We start from the raw sequence: 21756 nt of genomic DNA, 5'->3' as shown, positions 1-21756 counted from the left end.
TCCATGACCCGCACCCCGGCCTTCGGCCTCGGCCTCGCGCTGGCCGGGGCGCTGATCCTGACACCCGACGCGCTGCTGATGCGCCTGTCGGGCATGTCGGGCTTTCAGATGCTGGGCTGGCGCGGGATCTGCATGGCACTCATCTTCCTCGCCGCCTGGGCCCTGACCAGCCGGACCCACCGCGCCGACCTGACCGGGGTTGCCGCGCCGACCGCGCTCATGGTGATTGCCTGCCACGCGCTGAACGCGATGCTGTTCCCGATCGGCATCGCTGTTTCACCGGTGGCGCCGGTGCTTCTCGGCGTGGCCAGCGTGCCGGTCTGGGCGGCGCTTCTGGCCCGCCTCCTGCACGGCGAGACAACCTCGCGCGCCACCTGGATCGCCATTCTACTGGTGCTGGCCGGACTGACGCTCGCCGTGACGGACAAGGGCGCGGCTGCACTGGTTGCAGCCGCACTGACGGGCGCCGCCTGCGGTCTTGGCGTGGCTTTCGCTCTGGCGCTCAACTTCGTCACCCTGCGTCATAATCCGGACATGCCCCTGCTGCTGGCAATCGGCCTGGGCGCTCTGATCGCCGGGACGACAGGCTGGGCCGTCACTGGCCCCGCGCAGATGACACAGGGCACGCTCTGGGCCATCCTCGTGGCCAGCATCCTGGTCCTGCCGCTGTCCTTTTTTGCCCTCAGCCAGGCGTCCCGCCACACCGCCGCCGCCAATGTCAGCCTTCTGTTGCTGCTCGAAACCGTGCTCGCCCCGATCTGGGTCTGGCTCGGCACCGGCGAGGCTCCGTCGCGCCGGATGATCCTGGGGGGCGCCGTGGTCATCGTCACCCTGGCCGTCTACGTCGCACGCGCCCGCCGCGTTCGAGGCTTGGCCTCGCCCGCCGCTTTGCCTAAAACGGGCGCCAGACCAACGACTCCGGGCCCATGACCGATAGCATCTCAGACCGCTGCACCGCCAAGGGCCTGCGCATGACCGACCAGCGCCGGACCATCGCCGAGGTGCTGGAACGCGCGACCGATCACCCGGACGTCGAGGATCTCTATGCCCGTGCCTCTGCACGCGATCCCAATATCTCGATCGCCACGGTCTATCGCACCGTCAAGCTCTTCGAAGAGGCCGGCATTCTCGAAAGGGTCGATTTCGGAGACGGCCGCGCCCGCTACGAGGACGCGGAACGCGAACACCACGATCACCTGATCGATCTCAACAGCGGCGAGGTGATCGAATTCGTCGATCCCGAGATCGAGGCACTGCAGGAAAAGATCGCGGAAAAATTGGGCTACCGGCTCAAGGGCCACCGCATGGAGCTCTACGGCGTCCCGCTCAAGAAACGCTGACAGGGCCCACTCCGACTGCCGATCTTAGTTCTGGTGAGGCCAGAAGCTGCACTGCACCGAGCCACCCTCACCCACGCGGGGCAAAACCGTCATCTGGCGAGATGCGGATAAGAGCGCGCGGAAGCGCCCATTGCTTCAACCGCCCCGTCCCCGCCAGCCGATCACGCCAGCACGATGGACACGCGCCGGTTCTGCTTGCCCTTGTTCTCGATCTTGCCCAGCTTCAGGGCGCCGATTTCCCCGGTGCGCGCGACATGGGTGCCGCCGCAGGGCTGCAGGTCCACCTGCTCGCTGCCAGAGCCGATCCGGACCAGCCGGATCTGCCCCGCGCCGCGTGGCGGCTGAACGGACATCGTCTTGACCAGTTCCGGACGTGCATCCAGTTCCGCCTCGGTGATCCAGCCTTCCGTCACTTCCAGGTCACGGTCGACCAGCCGGTTCAGGGCCTCTTCCACCGCATCACGGTCCTGTGGCGGTTCGGGCATCTTGAAATCAAGACGCCCTGTCCCGGCCCCGATCTGCCCGCCTGTCACAGGCAAGGGGATCACCACGCTCAGGAGGTGCAGCGCGGTGTGAATGCGCATGTGCTTGTGTCGCCGTTCCCAATCCAGCATCTGGACCAGTTTCGTCCCGACCGCCGGCAGCTGTGCCGGTTCCGCCGGCACGAGGACACAAGCGCCCCCATCGCCCTTGACCGCGGTCGCGATCTCCAGCGTCCGACCATCCCATTCCAGCCAGCCGCTGTCACCCGGCTGGCCGCCACCGGTCGGATAGAAGAGGGACTGCGACAACACGATGCCGCCCTCGTCGGTCAGGGCCACGACCTCGGCAGGCGCATCGCGCAGGTAGGGATCGTCGCGGTAGAGCAGGGTCTGGTTCATCCGTCCTCGCCATCCTCTGCGACGCGCTCATCCCCCATGATGGCATTGGACTTGCGCGCCACCGGGCGGGACTGCCCCGATTGGGCATCGCGTTCCTGCGATGCGCTCCAGCGGCTTTCCACCGCATCGGCCAGCACCTCCGGATTGCGCAACCACAGATCACGCTGCGCAAAGGGAATCTCGATACCCTCGCGGGCGAACTCCTCGACGATCTGGTGACGCATCTCGGTCTTGACCGCCAGGCCCTGTCCCACGTCAAGCAGGATCGCCCGGATACGGAAATCCAGCGAGTCCGCTCCAAAACCCATGAAATCCACCGCCGGCGCCGGGTTCATCAGAACCATGTCGTGCTGGCGCGCAATGTTCAGAAGAATGCGCTCGGCCTTGCGCGTGTCGGTGCCGTAAGCCACCCCAACGTCGATGATGATCCGTCCCAGCGAATTGCCGCGGGTGTAGTTCGACACCGTCCCCGACACGAGGTCGGCGTTGGGAATGATCATGTCGTAGCGGTCGAAGGTTTCAAGCCGGGTCGAGCGGACAGAGATGTCCTTGACGATCCCGTGGGTGCCGTTGACCTCGATCCAGTCGCCTTCGCCGATGGGTCGTTCGATCAGCAGGATGATCCCCGAGACAAAGTTCGACACGATGTTCTGCAGGCCGAAACCGATACCGACAGACAACGCACCCGCAACGATCGCCAGCGACGAGAGGTCCAGCCCCCCGGCCGTGACCGCGATAATGACCGCCAGGAAAACCCCGACATAGCCCACGCCGGACACGATGGCGTTTTGTGCGCCCTGGTCCATCTTGGTCTTGGGCAGGACCGACGTCCGCAGGGCCCCCTGCATCAGCCGGGTCAGCATGTACCCGGCGGCAAAGACCAGCACCACCACGATGATCGAGGTCGGCGAGATGCGTGTGTCTCCCAGGGAAATCCCCTCCTGCGCACGGGCCCAGATCTCTGTCAGGTCGGCGACGCGCGCGCCCCAGATCAACGCCAGCAGGGGCAGCGCGGCCAAGGACAGGATAAACCCTGCCAGCACCGGAAGCAGGCTCTCGGAATGGTCCGGCTGACGGCCCAGGATCAACTCGTGCAGGTTGTTGATGAAACGCTGCAGCACCATGACAAGGCCGACAAGCGCCAGCGTCGCGATGGTCGGATAGACCAGTGCCTCGCCCACCTTGAAATAGCCGATGGCAGCCATGATCGGGCCGATGATGCCGACGATCTGGGTGATCCGGCCCAACAGCTTGGCAAAGCGCAGCCGGAAATCCCCGGCGCCTTCCTCGCGCGCGGCGTCGGATCCGACCATTGCCGCGTCGTTGCGCAAACGGCCAAGGCGGAACAGCAAAAAGGCCGACAGCACCAGTACAGGGAATTGCACCACGGCCGCCGTCTGGGGCGAATACCCGTCCAGTTCGATCAGCGTGGCGACCAGGGATTCCATCACGTAGAGCACAGCCAGCAGGTTCGACAGGCGGCGCGCCTTTGGGCGTTCCTCTGCCGGCAGCGGCAGGGCCGCCACCTCATCGTCCTTGTTGAAGGCCTGGTCCGCCAGCCAGCGGATTCCGAACAGCATCGCAGCCCAGAGCGGCAGCTTGTTCAGCAGCACGTCCCATTCGTCGATGGCGAACCCGGTCGCTGCCACCGCCTGCAGCAGGGCAACGATCCCCAGGTAGGGCAACAGGATATGGCCAAGAGAGACCAGGAACCGGAAAACACCCGTGCCGCGCCGCGTGCCTGCGCGCAGTTTCTCGACACCGGCGCGCGCCCAGTACTGGCCCCGCGCGATCAGCATTATGCCGATCACCAGGTACAACAGCACGCTGGGCGCGTTCCGCACGGCCGCCCGGCGGTTGGCAGGCGTGCTGACGTTCTGCACGATCTCCTGCCAGAGCGTGACAAAGGTGGTCTGGACGTTCTGAAGGGCGCCCGGCCAATGCACCGGGTTCAACGGTGACGGCCCGAATTCCAGCAGCGCATCGGCCTGCCGTTCCCGAATGATCCGGTCGATCCCGCCGATGATCGCATCGGCGCGGGAATAGGCGGCTTCAGCCCTCAGAACCGGAGCCCGCTGTTGGGCCAGTTGCTGGTTCAAGACCGCCCGCTGCTCCGAGATCTCCGCGGTCTCGGTGCCATCTTCCGGCTCCGGACCAAGCGCATTGATCTGCGCCTGCAGGGTCTGGATACGAGAGGCATTGGCGTTCTGTGCTGCCAGGAATTGTTCACGCCAGTCCGCCACCTGCGTGCGCAGGGTCTCCAGCCGGTCGTCAGAGGCGCGCTCGGCGTCGATCATCGCCTCGGCCCGCGTGGCGATCGTGTCCCAAGCGGAATAGTCGGGCGTCGTGGCCTGCTGGGCCAGGGCCGCCGCGGTCCACAGAAAAAGCGACAAGGCAAGCGCCGTCAGCGCCCGCAGAAAGAAACGGGAAGTGGAGGTCATGCGTCCTCGAATACACCGGGAATGCTGGACGGTCCGCGCGTCATCCAGGGCGGGGTCGGCAAGCCCTTGTCACGCAGGAAGTCCGGGTTGAACAGCTTGGACTGATAGCGGGTGCCATAGTCACAGAGCACGGTGACGATCGTGTGACCCGGCCCCATCTCGCGCGCCATGTGGATGGCGCCTGCGACGTTGATGCCTGTCGATCCGCCCATGCAGAGCCCTTCATCGGCCAGCAGGTCGAACACGATGGGCAGCGCCTCTTCGTCGCTGGCCTGGGTCAGGAAGTCCGGCTTGAACCCCTCGAGGTTGGCGGTGATCCGCCCCTGCCCGATCCCCTCGGAGATCGAGCTACCCTCGGGTTTGGCCTCACCGTCCTTGTAGAGACTGTAGATACCGGACCCCATCGGATCGACGATCCCGCATTTCACGCCCTTTGGCTGCAGCGCCATGCCGACACCCGCCGCCGTCCCGCCGGAGCCAACCGCGCAGATGAAGCCATCGACCTTGCCACCGGTTTGTTCCCAGATTTCCGGGCCGGTGGTCTCGATATGGGCCTGGCGGTTGGCGACGTTGTCGAACTGGTTGGCCCAGATCGCGCCGTTGGGCTCGCTTGCGGCCAGTTTCTCGGCCAGCCGGCCCGAATAGCGGACATAGTTGTTGGGGTTCTTGTAGGGCGCAGCCGGCACCAGCACCAACTCGGCCCCCGCAAGACGCAGCATATCCTTCTTTTCCTGGCTCTGCGTCTCGGGCATGACGATGACGGTCTTGAACCCCATCGAGGCACCGACCAGCGCCAGGCCGATCCCGGTGTTGCCGGCAGTGCCTTCGACGATGGTGCCGCCCGGCGCCAGCTGGCCCTTCGCGATGGCGTCCTTGATGATGTAGAGCGCCGCGCGATCCTTGACCGACTGGCCCGGGTTCATGAATTCCGCCTTGCCCCAGATCTCGCACCCTGTAAGCTCCGATGCCTTGCGAAGCCTGATCAGCGGCGTCTGTCCGACAGCCTGTGCGAGGTCCTGCGATTTGCGCATGACGTGTCCTTTCCGAAACTTGTTCCCATTGGTGTAGGGCCGAGGTCGGGGGAACTCAAGACGCAGCGGCGCGCCGTTCACGGCCGCGCCAGTCCGGCCCGCGCCATCGGCGTCCCGGGCGCGCCGCGATCAATGCACAGCGCAAGGCAGCCAACCGAGCGCGAACGCCCGCCGACCCATCCTGTAACCCGTTGAATCTGGGTCACTCCCTTGTGTCCTTACGATTGCCCGACCTGCCCCGCGCGCAAGTCCGCCCGCCGCGCCGCCACCCAGTTTATCAGCATTGCCAGCGGCAAGGCGTTGATCTCTCCCGTCTCGATCAACTCCATCGCATGATCGAAAGTGACGACATGGCTGCGAATGTCCTCGTGCTCTTCGTCCAGCCCGCCGATCCTCTTGTCTCGACCGGACAGATCGCAAAGCCCCACGAAGGCATGATAGAATTCCGTGGTGTACCCCGGTGAGGCATAGCCCTTGCAGGCGGGCAGCAGGGCGTGCACCTCAAGCCCGGCCTCTTCGACCGTTTCGCGCCGGGCCGCCTCTTCGGGGCTTTCGCCGGCGTCGATGACACCGGCCACCGCCTCAAGCACCCAGGGGGCCGGATCGCCCCGATGGATCGGGCCAAAGCGCATCTGTTCGATCAGCAGAACCTTGTCCAGCACCGGGTCGTAGGGCAGCACAAGTGCCACGTCGAAAGCGATGAAACACTCCCGTTCCAGCGGCGCGCTCCATTCCCCGTCAAAGCGACGGTAGCGCAGGCGGAACGGGTCGATCCGGAAGAATCCGCGGTAGGGCCGACCGCGCAACCCCTGGTAATCCACGTCCTCGATCCCGCTGGCGCGGCGCAGGGTCTGCGGCGCGCCCTCTGCGGCGATGTCCTGCGCCCAGGCCCGCGCGCGGAAAAACGGCAGCATCCCCGCCACATCGCGCGCCGCATAGGCGCCGCGCCGGTCCATGACCTCCTGCGCCGCGCGCATCGTCACCCCGCCCCAACGGTCCAGCCAATCGTCCAGCGACCAGGGCGCCCCCGGTTTCCAGCGCTCCTCTGACACGGAGAAAAAGACCTCTGCCGCGCAAGACCCTGCCCCGGTCTCGACCGTCACGGGGCGCAATTCGTAGGCAAAACCGCCCTCGTAGTAATCCAGCGCCGCGCGATCCGCCTCGCTGAGCCCCCGCACGAGCAGCCCTTCGGCCCGCGCCCCGCGTTGCGCCACGATCATCGGAAAGGCCTGGCCCGCCGCCCAGAGCACCGCGTGATCGGCCAATTGCGCCGGCTCGACCTCGGGCGCATGGCCCAGCACCAGTTCCAGCAGCGGCAGATGCCGCAGCGTTCCGTAGAAAAACAAGTCTGACAAGGTTAACTCCAGCGTCTGCCCAAGGCCTCGGCCACAAGCGCGGCGACGATCCCACCGCCCAGCAGCGTCAGGATCACCTGCATGTCGAGAAGGATCATCCCGTAGTCCAGGCTGATCTCGAAGATGGCGGCAATCGCCTCGAACGGTGTGTCGTAACGGCGGGCAAAGGACAGGCGGACCATCTCGTTCACGCCCTGCGACAACAGGCCGAGGATGACCATGACAATGGCGGAGGTTATTCCGTTGTTGATGGCCGAGGTGATCCCCTGCCCCACTCTTGGCCCCAGAAAGAGCCAGCCGACCAGCACGCCTATCGCCGCGTTGACGTAGTTGAACCAGCCGAAATCGACGCTGAAGGGCACCAGGGCCCTGATCATGTCCGAGACGATCCATCCCAGCGCCGCGAGACCGAGGGCAGCAATCAGTTTCGCGGCGTTGGGCATCAGTCAGGCGGGCTTTGCGATGGTGATCTGGGTCACGTCACAGTTACCGCTGTGAAAGGTCGCCGCGCAAGAGGCCAGGTAGAAATTCCACATCCGGCGGAACCGCGCGTCGAATCCAAGGGCGGAAACTTCGTCCCAGCGGTCGTTGAAGGTCTCGTGCCAGCGGCGCAGGGTTTGGGAATAGCTCTCGCCGAATTCCAGGCTGCGGACCACCTGAAGGCCGGCACGCTCGACCTCGGCGCGCAGCACCTCGGGAGAAGGCAGCATCCCGCCCGGGAAGATGTACTTCTGGATAAAGTCCACACCCCGGCGATAGATCTCCCACCGCTTGTGCTGCACCGTGATGATCTGCAACGTGGCGTGTCCGCCGGGTTTCAGGCGCGCCTGCACGGTCTCGAAATAGGTGGGCCAGTATTTTTCGCCCACGGCCTCGAACATCTCGATCGAGGCGATCCCGTCATAGCTGCCGCGTTCGTCGCGATAGTCCTGCAGCTTCAGGTCCACCCGGTCGGTCAACCCGGCCTTTGCGATCCGGTCCTGTGCATAGGCGAATTGTTCCTGGCTGATGGTCAGCCCGGTCACGCGCAATCCGCGCTCCCTGGCGGCATATTCGGCAAAACCGCCCCAGCCACAGCCGATTTCAAGCACATGATCGCCCGGCCTCGCCCCCATCTGGTCGATCATCGAGGCGTATTTCAGCTCTTGCGCCTTTTCCAGGCTCTCCTGCCCGGTGCGGAACAGGGCCGAGGAATAGGTCATCGTGTCGTCCAGCCACAGGCCGTAGAAATCGTTACCCAGGTCGTAGTGATGGGCGATGTTCTTTTTCGCCTGCTTCCTGGAGTTCGATTGCAACCAGAACCGGAACCGCTCCCACATGCGCACCAGCCCACCGCCGGGGTAGCCGTCGAACATCTCCTCGTTGGCATGCACAAGGTCAAGGAAGGCCATCAGGTCCGGGGTGGACCACCAGCCGTCAAGATAGGCCTCGCAGAACCCAAGGTCGCCTTCGCGGATCAGCCGGGCAAAGATGTCGTCGTGATGCAGGTGCAGCTCTGCCACCGGGCCAGGCACACGACCCTCGGCACGAAACACGCGTCCGTCGCGCAGCACGAAATCAAGCCGGCCGCAGCCCATCCCACGGGCCATTTCGAAGACCCGCGCGAAGTACCGGGGCAGCCGTTCCTGCCCCTGGGTGTCTGTCAATAGCATAAGTTTCTTTCGAGAAGCCGATATTTTATCGAAGTTTATGGCCCAAACCACCTGTGGCAAGGATTTGTGCTTTGGATTTTCGTCAACATGGTGTTTTCTGGTATCAGTCCGGAGCGATACGTTCCCTCACAACGGGAGATGACAGATGAAGAAGCAATTGGTAGCGGTGTGCCTCATGGCTCTTGCAACCTCTGGATGTGGCAAGGTGATGAGTTTCGTTGGCGTCGAGAAGGGCGAGACCAAGGCTCCGCAGGCGCGACCGGCCATGACCCTGTCCGAACCCGTCCGCGAGGTGCAGCCCAAACCGGTTTCCGGCGGATCCTGGGAACGCAACGTGGCGCGCGACATCCCCTACTTCAACATGTCCGCCCTGCCCATCGCGGTCTATAGCGACGTCGAGTTCACGCAGAAGGTCGGCACCCTCGCACCCGGCGAAGGCGGCTACGTCGAGACCTGTTCCGACGCCAAGCCGGTCTGCAAGATCGCCTATGCCGGCAATTCCAGCGGCTGGGTCAAAATGGACCGCATGGGCGGCGTGACCAACTGAGCCGTCCGGCACGGGATCAGAACCCGCGATTTTCATAGGCCGCAAGGGCGCGCTTGCGCCCTTCGTCTGCGGCGACGACCGGGTCGGGATAACCGTCACCGGCGGACAGCCCCCAGCTGACCGGGACCGCATCGAAATAGCTCAGCGCCTCTTCGGACGGGTGCCTGCGGTCTTCCGCGATCCAGCGGTCGATGTATTTTCTCTTGGGATCGAACTTGTCGCGCTGGGTGACGGGGTTGAAGACCCGGAAGTAGGGCGTCGCATCCGGACCGGAGCCGGCCGACCACTGCCAGCCCATCGCGTTCGAGGCCGGGTCCCAGTCGATCAGGCAATCCTCGAACCAGCGCATCCCGATCTTCCAGTGCGTCAGCAGATGCTTGGTCAGGTATGAGGCCACGATCATACGGGTGCGATTGTGCATCCGCCCGGTGACATACATCTCGCGCTGGCCGGCATCGACAAAGGGAATGCCCGTGCGCCCCTGTTTCCAGGCGATGACCTCCGGGCGGGTCTCGTCCTCGTTCCAGGGGAAGGCCTCCCATTCCTCGCGCCAGTTGCTGTCCAGCAGGTGCGGCGTGTGCCACATCAGGTGATAGGCAAACTCGCGCCAGGCCAGTTCCTTGAGAAAGGTCTCGGCCCCTTTCTTGCCGTCCTCCATCGCGCGCCGCCCGGCGTGCCAGCATTGGCGCGGAGTGATTTCCCCCAGTGCCAGGTTCTCGCTCAGGCAGGAGGTGCCATCGGTCCAGGGCAGATCACGGGTGTCGCCATAGGCGGCCACCTTTTCAGCCATGAAAGCCCCCAGCCTGCCCTGCGCCGCCTCCTCGCCCAGCTGCACCCAGGGCCGCACCACATCCGCGCCGCGCCGCATCGCGGCCGCCAACGCCCAATCCTCCAGTGACTCGCTGCTCGGCCAGGCATCCGGCGCCGGAATCCGGCCCGGCCTCGGCAACGGCGTGGCCACGTCCAGCCCCCGCACGGCCTTCCAGAACGGGGTAAAGACCTTGTAGAATCCGCCCTGCTTCGTCTCGACGCGCCAGGGTTCGAACATCAGGTGCCCGGCAAAGCTGGTCGCTTCGACGCCAGCCTCTTTCAGCGCGGATTTCACGGCCGTGTCCCGCTCTACGCTGGCCGGGTCATAGGCCCGCATCCAGTAGACGGCCCCTGCCCCGGTTTCCTCCACCAGCGCCAACAGCACCTCGACCGGGTCGCCCGACCGCAGTACCAGCCGCGATCCCTTTGCCTCCAGCCGCTCTGCCAGGTGCCCGATGCCCAGCCCCATCCGCCATTTCGGCGCGGCGCCCAGCCCGTCCATCACCGCATCGCGGATCACGACCGGGATCACCGGGCGTCCGGCCTTGCAGGCGGCATCCAGCGCCGGATGATCGGACAGACGCAGGTCGCGCCGGACCCAGAGGATAACGGGGGATGTGTCGGACAAGGCGCGCTCCTTCTTTGGCTTGCCGGATGCGACATAGCGCAAACCTGCAAAGGACAAGCCCCGGATCAGAGAACCGCGTCGAGCGCCTCGATCAGCTTGGCCACCTCTTCCTCGCTGGTGTAGTGCACGAAGGACAGGCGCAACACGCCGCGCGCCGGGTCGATCCCCATCGCCTGCAAGGGACGCACAGCGTAGAAATCGCTTCCCCCGGCCATGATACCACGCGTCGCCAGCTCTGCCGCCGCGGCTTCGGCCGAGCTTGGCAAGGCCAGCGCCACGGTCGGCGCACGATTGGCCGCGTCACGTGGCCCCAGCAGGCGAACGCCATTGCGTCCCGAAACCGCGTCCAGAAGGGGCTGCAACAGCCGTGTTTCATGCGCGCGCATCAGGTCGTGCAACTCATGCGCCTCACAGCCATGATGTGCGGCCAGCCCATCGACGTAATCCGCCATGCCGGCACAGGCGGCCACCTGGGCGTGGTCCGGCCCGGCAGGCGTGAACTTCTTGGTCAGCACATCACCGTTGAAATAATGCGCCTGGTTCGGCAACACCTCGGCCAATGCCCGGCGGATCACCATGATGCCCTGATGGGGGCCATAGGTCTTGTAGCTGGAAAACAGGTAGATATCCGGCCCCAGGTCGCCCACGTCCGGAAAACCGTGCGGCGCATAGCTGACCCCGTCGACGCAGACAAAGGCCCCCGCCGCATGGGCGTGGGCGGTGATTTCCGTCACCGGGTTGATCTCTCCAACGACGTTGGAGCAGTGCGGAAAGCAGACCAGCCGCACTTTTTCGTCCAGCAGCGGTTCCAGCGCCTCGGGGTCGAGGTGCCCGGTGTCCGGGTCGATCTTCCATTCGCGGATCTCGATGCCCTCGGCCTCCAGCCGCCGCCAGGGGCCGGAATTGGCCTCGTGATCCTGGTTCGTGACGACAATCGCCTCTCCGGGCTGCATGAACTGCCGAAAGGCGCGCGCAAGGACATAGGTGTTCTGCGTCGTCGAGGGGCCAAAGCTCAGCTCGTCGCTGTCCACGCCAAGCAGCGCCGCCAGGCGGCTGCGCGCCTCGTCCATTTCCGCCCCCGCTGCCGCGCTGGCGGCAAAGGGGCCGTAGGGCTGCACCTTGCGTTGGGTGTAAAAGCGCGTCAGCCGGTCGATCACCGGCTGACAGGCATAGGACCCGCCGGCGTTTTCAAAGAAGGCCTGCCCCTGAAGAGAGGGTTCGGAAAAGGCGGGGAACTGCGCCCGCACGAAATCGATATCCAGCATGTCACCCCAATCGCTCTTGCGTGTCGGTGACAATGCGCCTGTGACGCCGCGCGTCAACCCATGCCGCCAGGACCAAACTGAAAAGGCCCCGGCGTCACCGCCGGGGCCTTTCCTGTCATGTATCGCGATGACCGCTTACAGCGCCTTCCGCTCGGCCATCAGGCCCTTCCAGATGGCAAAGCACATCACCAACAGGACCACCGTGAACGGCAGGCCGGTGGAGATCACCATCGACTGCAGCGACGACAGGCCACCCGCCGAGAGCAGCAGCACGATGGCCACGGCACCCTCGAAGATGCACCAGAACACCCGCTGCGGCACCGGCGCGTCGACCTTGCCGCCCGCCGTGATCGTGTCGATCACCAGCGAACCGGAGTCCGAGGAGGTGACGAAGAACACGATAACAAGGATGATCCCGATGAAGGAGGTGATGGCCGCCAGCGGCAACTCATCCAGCATCTTGAACAGCTTGAGTTCCAGCGTGGCGCTCTGCGCGGCTGTATAGCCGTCAGCCACCACCTGGTGCACCGCGGTGCCGCCAAAGACGCTCATCCACAGGACGCAGACCAGCGAGGGGATCAGCAGCACGCAAATGATGAACTCGCGCACGGTACGGCCACGGCTGACGCGCGCGATGAACATGCCGACGAAGGGCGACCAGGAGATCCACCAGGCCCAGTAGAACGAGGTCCAGCCCTGGCTGAAGTTGACATCGCCCCGGCCCGCTTCGCCCGCGATCGTCTGGGTCATGGGGTTCGACAGTGCCGGCAGGTACTCGATGTAGGCAACCAGGTAGTCGACGAAGCCCGTAAGCAGCAGGATCGTCGGCCCGGTCAGCAGAACGAAGACCAGCAGCAGGAAGGCGAGGCCCATGTTGATCTCGGACAGGACCTTGACCCCGCCGTCGAGGCCACGCACCACCGAAACCAGCGCAACGGCGGTGATCGCGGTAATCAGGACCACTTCCGTGGCCGACCCGACGGGGATGCCGAACAGCTCGTTCAGACCCGCGTTGGCCTGCGTCGCACCAAAGCCCAGCGAGGTGGCCAGACCGAACAGCGTGGCAAAGACCGCCAGCGTGTCGATGATGTGACCCCACCAGCCCCAGACGCGATCCCCGAGCAGCGGGTAGAAGGCAGAGCGCAGCGTCAGCGGCAGACCCTTGTTGTAGGAGAAGAGCGCAAGCGCCAGGGCCACGATGGCGTAGATCGCCCAGGGGTGCAGCCCCCAGTGGAAGATCGTCGCGGCAAAGGCAAGCCGCACGGCCTCCTGCTCGTCCGCTGCGGCGCCGCCCAGCGGTGCCCAGTCCGCACGGTTCGGCGACACGGTGAAGGCATCGCGCTGATCGGCGGGAACCGCGTCATCCAGCGCAGCGGCCAGCGCCGCCGGATCGGGGTTGGTCAGTCCGACCGCCGCGTCAAAGGCCTCGCGGCTTTCGAACCCGGCTGGCGCCCCTTCCTCCGGCACTTCGCCGGAGAAGCTCACGTTGTGATAGGCCCCACCGGAGGACGACGAGAAGTGGCTCATCGGTTCCGACACGCCGTAGAACATCAGGCCGATGCCCATACCGGCGGCAAACAACATCGCGAACCAGCCGACATAGCCGTAATCCGGCGTCGCATCTTGACCGCCCAGCCGCACGCTGCCGACCGGCAGGACGATCAGCAGCAGGCAGAACAGAACGAAGATGTTCGCCGCACCGAGGAAGAACCAGTCAAAGCCCTTGGTCACGGCACCGAAGAGCCAGCTGAAGATCTCGCCCGCCTGTTCCGGCAGAGCGAGCGTGTAAAAGACAAAAGCGATGATCGACAAACCGGAAATCAGGAAAACCGGGTTGTGAATGTCCAGACCGAAGGGACCGATCTGTGTTTCGATGTTGTCCTGCCCGATTTCGTAATCGGTGTCGATCAGGTCCGAGACGCCCTCCGGCTCCGGAATGCCCTGATCGTCTGAGGTGTCAGCCATGTGAGGCCTCCCTGTACTTGCGTTTCCTTGGATGATCGGCGTCTGTGCGCCAATTGTTCGCCGTCAGCGCACCACCATGACCGAGACCTTGGCATGGCCCGCCACCGTGCCCCCGTTCGAGGGCCAGATGTAATCGGTGATGTTGGGAATATGGCTGGCCATGATGACCAGGTCCGCGCCGGTCTCGTCCACCGCCTTCAACAGCGTCGGGTCCAGGTCGATCGACGGGTCGTGGCTGGTGACCGCGTGGGGTTCGGTCGACACCCCGTGCGCCCCGGCCTGCGCCTCGGCGAATTCCTTGAGTTTCTCGGCGAATTCCGCCGGCGTATGGGCGATCGAACTGGGCGTCGCCGCCGCGACGCCCACGTAGACCACCGTGGCCTCGTAGTGTCGTGCCAGATCGGCCGCACATCCGAGCGCCTTTTCAAGGCGATCTATGTGCTTGAGGTCGACCGGCACCATGATCCGTTTGAACACGTCCCACTCCCTTTGATTTTTTTGCCGGAAGCGCGCGTCCTGGGCGGAACGGCCATCCGGCACTTGCATGTCCGTGACGTCCTGCTCGGCGTCGCGACCTTCAAAGCCTAACCCGGAAACGAGGGTGAGGACAAATCATCAAGACACTCGATCAACCAAAAGCGACATCCCAGGTCGCGAAAATGTTGCCAAAACAACAAAATAGCCCCGCAGCCGAAAACCGGCAGCGGGGCTGTCATTGGCACCGCGCGCCCTGGCGGGCGCGGCCTAAGGCACGCGGTTCAGTCCAGATCCTTGCGCAGTTTCCCGGCGATTTCGGCGATCTGCGCCATGTCCCCCGGCTTCCCTGGCGGACGCAGCGAGACACCTTCCCAACGCGGCAGGACGTGGAAATGCAGGTGAAAAACCTCCTGCCCGCCCGGCGCCTCGTTGAACTGCTGCACGGTGACCCCGTCCGCGCCCAGCGCCGCCATCGCGGCATTGGCCACCTTCTGCGTGGTCGCCATGACGCTGGCCAGCTGGTCGGCCGAGGCGTCCAGCAGGTTGCGGCAGGGTGTCTTGGGGATCACCAGGCAATGACCGTCGGCCCGCGGGAAGATGTCCATGAAGCACAGCGTGTCCGCGTCCTCGTAGACCCGGGTCGAGGGGATCTCGTCGCGCAGGATCTTGGCAAAGATGTTCTGATCGTCATAGCTCATGCGTTCACGTCCACCACCACGCGGCCCTTGACCTGGCCCTTGAGGATATCCTTGCCAAGTTGCGGCAAGTCGGACAGCGTCGCGGGCTGGACCATCGTTTCCAGCTTGTCCATCGGCAGATCGCGCGCGATCCGCTGCCAGGCCCTTACGCGGTTGTCATAGGGCTGCATCACGCTGTCGATACCCAGCAGGTTGACGCCGCGCAGGATGAAAGGCGTGATCAGCGCGCCTTCGATCGCGGCGCCGCCGGCCAGGCCGATGGCCGCGACGGATGTGCCGTATTTCATCTGTTTCAGCACCCGCCCCAACATGGCCCCCGCCACCGCGTCGACACAGCCAGTCCACAGCTCGCTTTCCAGCGGCTTGCGGGTGACTTCGGCAAACTCCTCGCGCGGGACGATCTGCGTCGCGCCCAGCGCGCGCAGATAGTCTTCCTGTTCGGGCCGCCCGGTGACAGCGGCCACCTCGTGACCCAGCCGGGCCAGGATCGCCGTGGCGACCGAGCCGACGCCGCCCGCCGCCCCCGTCACCAGGACCGGCCCGTGACCGGGTTGCAGCCCGTGATCTTCCAGCGCCATGACCGCCAGCATGGCGGTCAGCCCGGCAGTGCCCACGGCCATCGCCGCGCGCGTGTCCAGCCCCTCGGGCAGCGGCACCAGCCAGTCGGCCTTGACCCGCGCCTTTTGCGCATAGCCGCCCCAATGTGCCTCTCCGACGCGCCAGCCGGTCAGCACGACCTTGTCACCGGGTTTGTATCGGTCGTCCGAGGACTCCTCGACCGTTCCGGCAAAGTCGATACCCGGCACATGCGGGTACTTGCGAACCAGCCCACCCCCCGGCCCGATGCACAACCCGTCCTTGTAGTTGACGGTCGAATATTCCACCGCCACCGTCACCTCGGCGTGGGGCAGGTCATCCGGACCGATCTCCCGTACCGCAGCAGAGGTCTTGCCGCTCTCTTCGTCCTTGTCGACAACCAGTGCCTTGAACATGGGTCACTCCCTTCCCTGTTGTTCGTTTCACACGGCCCCTGCGGGGCGGCGGGCGGGGCGTCTTTCGCCGTCAGGCGAAACAGCGTCCGTCCGGCCCGCCCGTCACAGCCAGGGGCCTTCTTCCGGCATGAAGGCCAGGTCGCTGACCGGGGCCGCGACACCGGCGGCGGTCAGCATGGCATGCACCTGGCCGCGATGGTGGGTCTGGTGGTTGAACATGTGCGTCACACATAGAGCCATCGGCTTCGACACGTTGCGCCCCACCGCCCCCGAATACCATGACAATTCCCCCGCAAGATCCACAGCCCGCAGCCTTTCCGCCCAAAGCAGGATCTCGGCATCCGTGCGGAAGCGCGCGATTTCCCATTCCCCGCGCGACGCGGTCAGCGTCGGGCTTTCCGTGATCCCGCCCTCGGGGCGTGCGGTGCCGGCAAAGCGCGACATCCAGATCATGTCGCCCCAGAGCAGGTGGTTTGCTGTCCCCAGGATCGACCCGAAAAAGGCCTTGCGATCCTTTCCAAGCTGCGCCTCGTCCAGGGCTTCGAAGGCATGTTTCATCTGCCGGTTCTGCCAGGCGTTGTAGCGCGCCATGACCAGGCAATAATCGGGTGAGATCATCATCCGCCAGGTTCCTTTCCCTCGGCCGCCGCGACCCGCTCCGACAGCCCAAAGCCGGGGCGCTTGCCCGGCGCATCGCCGACCGCCCCGCGGCAGAGGTTTGCAGAGCCCGCAGGCAAGGGCAATCCGATAAAGCCCCCGAACTGTCCCGCTGCGCCGACCGGACCACATCGACGGCACTTCTGAACCCTGACACGGCGTCCATCCCCCGCCCGTTCACCATTGCACGCAACTGTGACAGTCTGGCCCTAGAGAGAGGAACCGACAAAGCCCAGCCAACCCCACGGAGAAAAATGAGCAAGACCGAACCGACAACCCTGCTGTTCCACAGCGATCTGCGCGCGACGCTGGCCGGGGACCACCGCGTTTCGCCCCTTGGCCATGAAACACGCACGCAAGCCAAGCTGGTCGACACGTTCGACACGGAACTGGCTCATGCCGGGATGCTTATTGTCGCGGCGGAGGAAACCCTGACACTGCTGGACGCTAGCGGAGCGGAAACCCGGCAGGACAGCGCCCGGGCCGGGTTCATCGACGAGATGCCGGAAGGCCCCGTGACCGACATCCTTGCAAAACGCCTGTCGCCGCTGCGACGGCTCCTTGATCTGGTGGCAGCAGAGATGTGTGCACAGGACGTTGCCCTCCGCGACGCCAAGGACAGGCTCTTGTGCCACGGCCACCTTCGCCTCCTGACGACGAAAGACGGGCATCAGGTCAGCCTGCTCGGGCTGCGCCCCTTGTCCGGCCGGAAAGGTGATTTCAAGCGGCTGGTGAAACACCTGCGGTCCGACCCTTCCCTCTGCCCCCCGCGCCAGGCGCTGGAGGCGCTTGCCCCCGGCGTGACCGCCTACCAGCCCAAGCCGGATGTACCGCTTTTGCCGGACATGCCGGCCTTTGACGCGGCCTCGGCAATCATCGCCGCGCACCTGCCCGTCGCGCGCGCCAACGAACCGGGCATCATCGCCGATCACGACAGCGAGTTCCTGCACGACTACCGTGTCGCCCTGCGCAAGATCCGCTCTGTCCTGTCCCTGTTCAAGGGGGTCTACAACCCCGAACAGGTCGCAGACCTCAAGGCGCGGTTGTCGGCGCTCATGTCCGTCACGGGCCTCCTGCGTGACCTCGACGTCTACCTGATCGAACGCCCTCGCTACGTTCAGATGGTTCCCGACAGCCTGCGCCCCGGCGTCGGCCTTCTGTTCGACCATTTCGCCAGGGAACGGCACGGCGCCCATGACGCGCTCTGCCGCCACCTGCAGAGCGAGACCTACGCCGCCGAGATCACGGCCCTGCAGGATCTTTTTGCAAATCCCCAAGAGCGCCTGTGTAGGGGGGAAGAGGCCGATCACCCGGCCCGCGACTACGCCCGGCAGCTGATCCGGAAACGCTATCGCAAGGTCCACAAGATCGCCCGCGCCATCGACGCGGACACGGCGGACGCGGAGATCCACCAGCTGCGCATCCAGTGCAAGAAACTGCGCTACCTGATGGAGTTCTTTGCCCCGCTCTTTGGCAAGGCAGAGATGAAACGCCTCATCAAGGCGCTGAAAAAGCTCCAGGACAACCTGGGCGATTTCAATGACAGCGTCGTCCAGCAAGTGGCCCTGTCCTCTGTCACCGGCAGGCTGACGGACACCGATCATGACGGGCAGCTGGAAATCGCCCGCAGCATCGGGGCGCTCACCACCGTTCTGCATCAGCGCCAGGATGCCGAACGCGCCCGGATCATGCAGACCTTTGCCGCTTTCGACGCGCCGAAGACACGCGCCGGGTTCAAGGCGTTGCTGGAGCCGCAGATCGGCTCTGACTGACGCCGGGCCGCGGGATTCGGCCGCGCAGCTGTCCCATCGTCCGGCAGGGCGTATCCGGACGACCGAACGGGTTCAGAAGGTCAAGAACCCGCCGCAACCATTTGTCTCGAAATGGTATTCCAAAATACGCATATTTCTTGATCTGCCTCAAGGTGGCCTGTCCCCGATTGGAGGAGGCTGAAAACACAGGCACCCGAATACCAGTGCAGTATCAGTATCAGACGGTTTCCTTGACGGGTGTCCAACGCATCGCCGTGGGGGAGACGACATGCACAAGACCCGAAAACGACTTTCCATCCTGTTTGCCGTCGCGGTCGGAGCCCTTTCTCCGGCCCATGCGCAAACCAATACCGAAACCCTGCAACTGGACAGCTCGCGGGCGGACAGCGTCACCGCGATCATCAAGTCGCTGGCGCCGATGGCCGGTCAGCCCGCCACGCCGCCGACCGGATCGCCGCCCGTGGTCACGCACCCCCTGCCGGATGTGTTCCTGCCGCCGGTGATCCTGGGGCGGCCCACGACCATCATCATCGACCGGCGGCCCATCGTCCTGAACTATGGCTACAGCCTGGACGTGACGGTGTATTTCGCCCATGACAGCGCCTTTCTGACGCCGCCCGCCCGTCGGGACCTGGACCTGATCGGCCAGGCCCTGCGGTCGGCGCAGTTGATGAACAACCGCTACCTGATTGCCGGACACACCGATGCGCGCGGTCCCGAGGACTACAACGTCGACCTGTCCTATCGCCGGGCCTGGGCGGTCAAGCGCTACCTGATGCGCTATCACTCGATCCCCTCGTGGCGGCTGGAAGTGGTCGGCTGGGGCGAGCGCTATCCGCGCAACCCCGCCGATCCCTATGCTGCCGAGAACCGGCGGGTCGAGATCACGCTGATCGACACGGTACAGCCGGTGGTCCCACAGCCCCTGCCCGTGCCGCAACCGGCGCCGCAGACCAGCGACCTCGACAAGCAGCCGGCGCCGCAACCCATGCTGCCGCCGCAGACCGGCGCGCAGTACGTTCCGCCGCTGCCGCCCTGCCCCGCCGGTGTCGTCAGCCCGGACGGCAAGGCGCTGGACCTCGACGATTTCTCGCCCGAGCCGGGCATCGACTGCGACCCGGCCCTACCGGCCTCGGGCCGGGTGATCGTCCAGCCCGACGGCCGCATCATCGTTCTTCACTAAGCCATTGGCGCCGCGCCCGCCCGGGCGCTGCGCGGAAATCCGGACCACATTGGAGGAGTCCCACATGAAAACCCTGACCAAGACCCTGATGGGCGCCTTCGCGAGCCTGGCGCTCGTGCTGGCCCTCTCGCTTGCCCCGGCACCAGGCTACGCAGGCGACCAGCCCAACATCCTGCCGGTGCCCGAGGACGCAGACCTCGACACGGTGCCCGGCAACTCGCGCGTGTTCGAACGCGTGCTGCGCGCCGTCATTACCGAGATGCAGACGATGGGCTTTCGCGTCTACGACCAGACCGGCGTCATCATGAGCTTTACCGATCCCAACCGCGTGCGCCGGTCGGATGCAGAGTTGATCGCCTTGGCCCAGCGCGTGCCCAACGTGCCGATCGACGTGATCCTGCCGATCCAGATCTACGCCTCGGCCAACCAGAACCCCTATATCCCCGACGTGCTGGACCTGCGCATCCGGGTGACGGGCCGCATGCTGCACGCACAGACCATGCAGAGCCTCGGCAATTTCGAGGTCGCCTTCGGCCCCGGCGCAGGCGAGATCCCCGTCGCCTCGCTGCCGCGTGTCTGCAACCGCGACTGTGTGCTGGAACATGTCGGCAACGAGGCCAAGACCATCGGCGCCGAAGTCGGTCGCGTCCTGGCCACGAAACTCGACGTGCTCTCGCCTGCCAGCCCCCAGCCCATGCCGCAACAGCCGGTTGTCGTGACACCCCCCGTCGCCCAGCAGCCGGTCGTCCCGGCACCCGCGGGCTGCACCGGCCTGACCACCGCCTACACGCTGGCCTTCACCGGGTTCCAGCCCCAGGAAATGACCCTGATTGAAGGTTACCTGGCGGGCTTCAAGGGCTATGACCACCACCGCCCTGTCCGCGTGACCATGACCAGCGCCGATTACTGGTACGAGACCTGTTCGGACGTGGCGCGGCTGAACCGCAACCTGCGCCTGATGGTCGAATCGATGGGCGTCCAGGCCCGGATCGCAATGGCGGGCAACCGCTTCGAGATCCAGAAGATCGGGTTGATGGGCAACCGTTGAGCCCAATCGAAGACCGGGATGCGCCGCGCCTCGGCGCATCCCAAGGCCCCCGCAGATCGAAAGACCCACAGGATGTTCCGTCTCGCCTTCGCCCTCGCCCTGTCGCTGGCCTCGGCCCCGGCACTGGCCCAGGTCGCGACCTTCTCTGCCGATGACTATGGCAAGACCGACCTCGTCTTCCTGGAAAGCACCGGCAATGCCAGCGCCTATATCGCGGCCCAGGACGGTGCGTTCGAGCCGATCCGCGAACTGCCCGCCGACGATCCCATCCGCCGCCTTGCCGCGGCCATCGGTCGGGTAGACCTGCTGGAACAGAACGACCGGGGCGGGCGTGACCTGGTGACCTGCACCGGCGCGATCCTGCCCGGTGGCTGGGTCCTGACCAACCACCACTGCATTCCCGAGAACGCTTCGCACAGGCTGCTCGCCGCCTCGATCCTGACCGGCTACCTGGTGCAGGGCGACAAGGACACACGACGCTACACGCTGTCGATTGATCCTGCCGACTGGCATTCGGTACTGGATTTCAGCCTCGTGCGCATGACCGACGTGCCGCAGGATGTCCTGCCCCTGCTGATCGAGGATGTCGCCGTCGACCCGGGCGATCCGCTGATGGTGATCCATCATCCGCTGGGCCGGCCGCAGGTCATGACGCGGTTCCGCTGTTTCGCCCTGCGCGAGCAGGACGGCGGGCCGATCCTGCGCCACCGATGCGACACCCAACCCGGCAGTTCCGGCTCGATCCTCTTTGACCGCGAACTGCGCCCCGTGGCGCTGCACCATTCCGGCGGCATGACCCCCAACGACGACCGCAGCTTCAACAAGAGCACCCGGTTGAGCGCGATCCTGCAAGACTCCGGCCTGCTGCGCGAAATCACCGGCGCCGCCGCTTCGGCAACACCCGCCACGCCGCCCACGACCCCCGCAACCGACGTGCCGCTGGAAAGCCGCCGCGCGCCCTCGGGGGCCGGCCTGAGCTCTGGCGGCGTCACCGACCTGCTGCGCGGAAACTGA

At 65.3% G+C, this 21756-nt stretch carries 20 protein-coding genes; 7 read left to right on the top strand and 13 right to left on the bottom strand.

Annotation, left to right across the window (positions count from 1 at the left end; genetic code table 11):
* Positions 1-3 precede the first annotated feature (3 nt).
* Both PVW46_RS02070 and PVW46_RS02065 read left to right on the top strand, forming a co-directional pair.
* On the top strand, positions 4-930 hold the full coding sequence (locus PVW46_RS02070) for a DMT family transporter (protein ID WP_069209824.1): 927 nt from the start codon (positions 4-6) through the stop codon (positions 928-930).
* Entirely contained in the window at positions 927-1340 is a 414-nt protein-coding gene (locus PVW46_RS02065) for a Fur family transcriptional regulator (RefSeq protein WP_043139880.1), read from the top strand. The genes PVW46_RS02070 and PVW46_RS02065 overlap by 4 nt, the downstream gene beginning before the upstream one ends.
* Positions 1341-1501: 161 nt before the next feature.
* Here the strand turns inward: PVW46_RS02065 and PVW46_RS02060 are convergent, their stop codons facing one another.
* From PVW46_RS02060 to PVW46_RS02035, 6 genes are all read right to left on the bottom strand, one after another.
* Complete coding sequence (locus tag PVW46_RS02060) at positions 1502-2221, bottom strand: alanyl-tRNA editing protein (RefSeq protein ID WP_043139882.1); 720 nt, start codon at positions 2219-2221, stop codon at positions 1502-1504.
* Positions 2218-4662, bottom strand: a complete 2445-nt coding sequence (locus PVW46_RS02055) for a DUF3772 domain-containing protein (RefSeq protein ID WP_069209823.1) — start codon at positions 4660-4662, stop codon at positions 2218-2220. Before PVW46_RS02055 ends, PVW46_RS02060 begins: the two co-directional genes overlap by 4 nt.
* Positions 4659-5693, bottom strand: a complete 1035-nt coding sequence (locus PVW46_RS02050) for a cysteine synthase A (RefSeq protein ID WP_069209822.1) — start codon at positions 5691-5693, stop codon at positions 4659-4661. The genes PVW46_RS02055 and PVW46_RS02050 overlap by 4 nt, the downstream gene beginning before the upstream one ends.
* Positions 5694-5911: 218 nt before the next feature.
* Positions 5912-7048 carry an NUDIX domain-containing protein gene (locus PVW46_RS02045; protein ID WP_069209821.1) on the bottom strand — a complete coding sequence of 379 codons (1137 nt, stop codon included), beginning with the start codon at positions 7046-7048 and terminating at the stop codon, positions 5912-5914.
* A 2-nt stretch (positions 7049-7050) separates the two neighbouring features.
* Positions 7051-7491, bottom strand: a complete 441-nt coding sequence (locus tag PVW46_RS02040; RefSeq protein ID WP_069209820.1) for a TrgA family protein — start codon at positions 7489-7491, stop codon at positions 7051-7053.
* 3 nt (positions 7492-7494) lie between these two features.
* Positions 7495-8700, bottom strand: coding sequence for an SAM-dependent methyltransferase (locus tag PVW46_RS02035; protein WP_069209819.1), 1206 nt, complete (start codon positions 8698-8700; stop codon positions 7495-7497).
* Between the two features lie 145 nt (positions 8701-8845).
* Between PVW46_RS02035 and PVW46_RS02030 the strand changes: the two genes are divergently transcribed.
* Entirely contained in the window at positions 8846-9247 is a 402-nt protein-coding gene (locus PVW46_RS02030; RefSeq protein ID WP_133065633.1) for a hypothetical protein, read from the top strand.
* Between the two features lie 16 nt (positions 9248-9263).
* Here the strand turns inward: PVW46_RS02030 and PVW46_RS02025 are convergent, their stop codons facing one another.
* From PVW46_RS02025 to PVW46_RS01995, 7 genes are all read right to left on the bottom strand, one after another.
* Positions 9264-10685 (bottom strand): cryptochrome/photolyase family protein, encoded by a 1422-nt coding sequence (locus tag PVW46_RS02025; protein WP_069209817.1) that lies wholly within the window; start codon positions 10683-10685, stop codon positions 9264-9266.
* Positions 10686-10750: 65 nt separating this feature from the next.
* Positions 10751-11950, bottom strand: a complete 1200-nt coding sequence (locus PVW46_RS02020; RefSeq protein ID WP_069209816.1) for an aminotransferase class V-fold PLP-dependent enzyme — start codon at positions 11948-11950, stop codon at positions 10751-10753.
* 135 nt (positions 11951-12085) lie between these two features.
* Positions 12086-13915: a BCCT family transporter gene (locus tag PVW46_RS02015; RefSeq protein WP_139132323.1), complete on the bottom strand. Its 1830-nt coding sequence runs from the start codon at positions 13913-13915 to the stop codon at positions 12086-12088.
* A 63-nt stretch (positions 13916-13978) separates the two neighbouring features.
* Positions 13979-14392 carry a universal stress protein gene (locus tag PVW46_RS02010; protein ID WP_043140094.1) on the bottom strand — a complete coding sequence of 138 codons (414 nt, stop codon included), beginning with the start codon at positions 14390-14392 and terminating at the stop codon, positions 13979-13981.
* Positions 14393-14673: 281 nt separating this feature from the next.
* Positions 14674-15090: an HIT family protein gene (locus PVW46_RS02005; RefSeq protein ID WP_069209815.1), complete on the bottom strand. Its 417-nt coding sequence runs from the start codon at positions 15088-15090 to the stop codon at positions 14674-14676.
* Positions 15087-16082: an acryloyl-CoA reductase gene (gene acuI / locus PVW46_RS02000; protein ID WP_069209814.1), complete on the bottom strand. Its 996-nt coding sequence runs from the start codon at positions 16080-16082 to the stop codon at positions 15087-15089. Before acuI ends, PVW46_RS02005 begins: the two co-directional genes overlap by 4 nt.
* 102 nt (positions 16083-16184) lie before the next feature.
* Complete coding sequence (locus tag PVW46_RS01995; RefSeq protein WP_043139909.1) at positions 16185-16703, bottom strand: DinB family protein; 519 nt, start codon at positions 16701-16703, stop codon at positions 16185-16187.
* A 290-nt stretch (positions 16704-16993) separates the two neighbouring features.
* Here PVW46_RS01995 and PVW46_RS01990 point away from each other — a divergent pair, with 290 nt between their 5' ends.
* The 4 genes from PVW46_RS01990 (at position 16994) to PVW46_RS01975 (ending at position 21756) form a co-directional block, all read left to right on the top strand.
* Complete coding sequence (locus PVW46_RS01990; protein ID WP_069209813.1) at positions 16994-18511, top strand: CHAD domain-containing protein; 1518 nt, start codon at positions 16994-16996, stop codon at positions 18509-18511.
* 268 nt (positions 18512-18779) lie between these two features.
* Positions 18780-19694 carry an OmpA family protein gene (locus PVW46_RS01985; RefSeq protein WP_069209812.1) on the top strand — a complete coding sequence of 305 codons (915 nt, stop codon included), beginning with the start codon at positions 18780-18782 and terminating at the stop codon, positions 19692-19694.
* 64 nt (positions 19695-19758) lie between these two features.
* A complete protein-coding gene (locus tag PVW46_RS01980) occupies positions 19759-20742 on the top strand; it encodes a hypothetical protein (protein WP_052244393.1) in 984 nt (327 codons plus the stop codon).
* Positions 20743-20814: 72 nt separating this feature from the next.
* On the top strand, positions 20815-21756 hold the full coding sequence (locus PVW46_RS01975; RefSeq protein WP_069209811.1) for a trypsin-like serine peptidase: 942 nt from the start codon (positions 20815-20817) through the stop codon (positions 21754-21756).

The organism is Mameliella sp. AT18, from assembly GCF_028807275.1.
Classification (GTDB): Bacteria; Pseudomonadota; Alphaproteobacteria; order Rhodobacterales; family Rhodobacteraceae; genus Antarctobacter; species Antarctobacter albus.
This window is presented reverse-complemented; position numbering and strand designations above follow the sequence as displayed.

Bases quoted from the DNA above. Each gene is read 5' to 3' on its own strand.
- PVW46_RS02070 (WP_069209824.1), top strand. From the start codon at position 4: ATGACCCGCACCCCGGCCTTCGGCCTCGGCCTCGCGCTGGCCGGGGCG.
- PVW46_RS02065 (WP_043139880.1), top strand. From the start codon at position 927: ATGACCGATAGCATCTCAGACCGCTGCACCGCCAAGGGCCTGCGCATG.
- PVW46_RS02060 (WP_043139882.1), bottom strand. From the start codon at position 2,221: ATGAACCAGACCCTGCTCTACCGCGACGATCCCTACCTGCGCGATGCG.
- PVW46_RS02055 (WP_069209823.1), bottom strand. From the start codon at position 4,662: ATGACCTCCACTTCCCGTTTCTTTCTGCGGGCGCTGACGGCGCTTGCC.
- PVW46_RS02050 (WP_069209822.1), bottom strand. From the start codon at position 5,693: ATGCGCAAATCGCAGGACCTCGCACAGGCTGTCGGACAGACGCCGCTG.
- PVW46_RS02040 (WP_069209820.1), bottom strand. From the start codon at position 7,491: ATGCCCAACGCCGCGAAACTGATTGCTGCCCTCGGTCTCGCGGCGCTG.
- PVW46_RS02035 (WP_069209819.1), bottom strand. From the start codon at position 8,700: ATGCTATTGACAGACACCCAGGGGCAGGAACGGCTGCCCCGGTACTTC.
- PVW46_RS02030 (WP_133065633.1), top strand. From the start codon at position 8,846: ATGAAGAAGCAATTGGTAGCGGTGTGCCTCATGGCTCTTGCAACCTCT.
- PVW46_RS02020 (WP_069209816.1), bottom strand. From the start codon at position 11,950: ATGCTGGATATCGATTTCGTGCGGGCGCAGTTCCCCGCCTTTTCCGAA.
- PVW46_RS02015 (WP_139132323.1), bottom strand. From the start codon at position 13,915: ATGGCTGACACCTCAGACGATCAGGGCATTCCGGAGCCGGAGGGCGTC.
- PVW46_RS02005 (WP_069209815.1), bottom strand. From the start codon at position 15,090: ATGAGCTATGACGATCAGAACATCTTTGCCAAGATCCTGCGCGACGAG.
- acuI (WP_069209814.1), bottom strand. From the start codon at position 16,082: ATGTTCAAGGCACTGGTTGTCGACAAGGACGAAGAGAGCGGCAAGACC.
- PVW46_RS01995 (WP_043139909.1), bottom strand. From the start codon at position 16,703: ATGATGATCTCACCCGATTATTGCCTGGTCATGGCGCGCTACAACGCC.
- PVW46_RS01990 (WP_069209813.1), top strand. From the start codon at position 16,994: ATGAGCAAGACCGAACCGACAACCCTGCTGTTCCACAGCGATCTGCGC.
- PVW46_RS01985 (WP_069209812.1), top strand. From the start codon at position 18,780: ATGCACAAGACCCGAAAACGACTTTCCATCCTGTTTGCCGTCGCGGTC.
- PVW46_RS01980 (WP_052244393.1), top strand. From the start codon at position 19,759: ATGAAAACCCTGACCAAGACCCTGATGGGCGCCTTCGCGAGCCTGGCG.
- PVW46_RS01975 (WP_069209811.1), top strand. From the start codon at position 20,815: ATGTTCCGTCTCGCCTTCGCCCTCGCCCTGTCGCTGGCCTCGGCCCCG.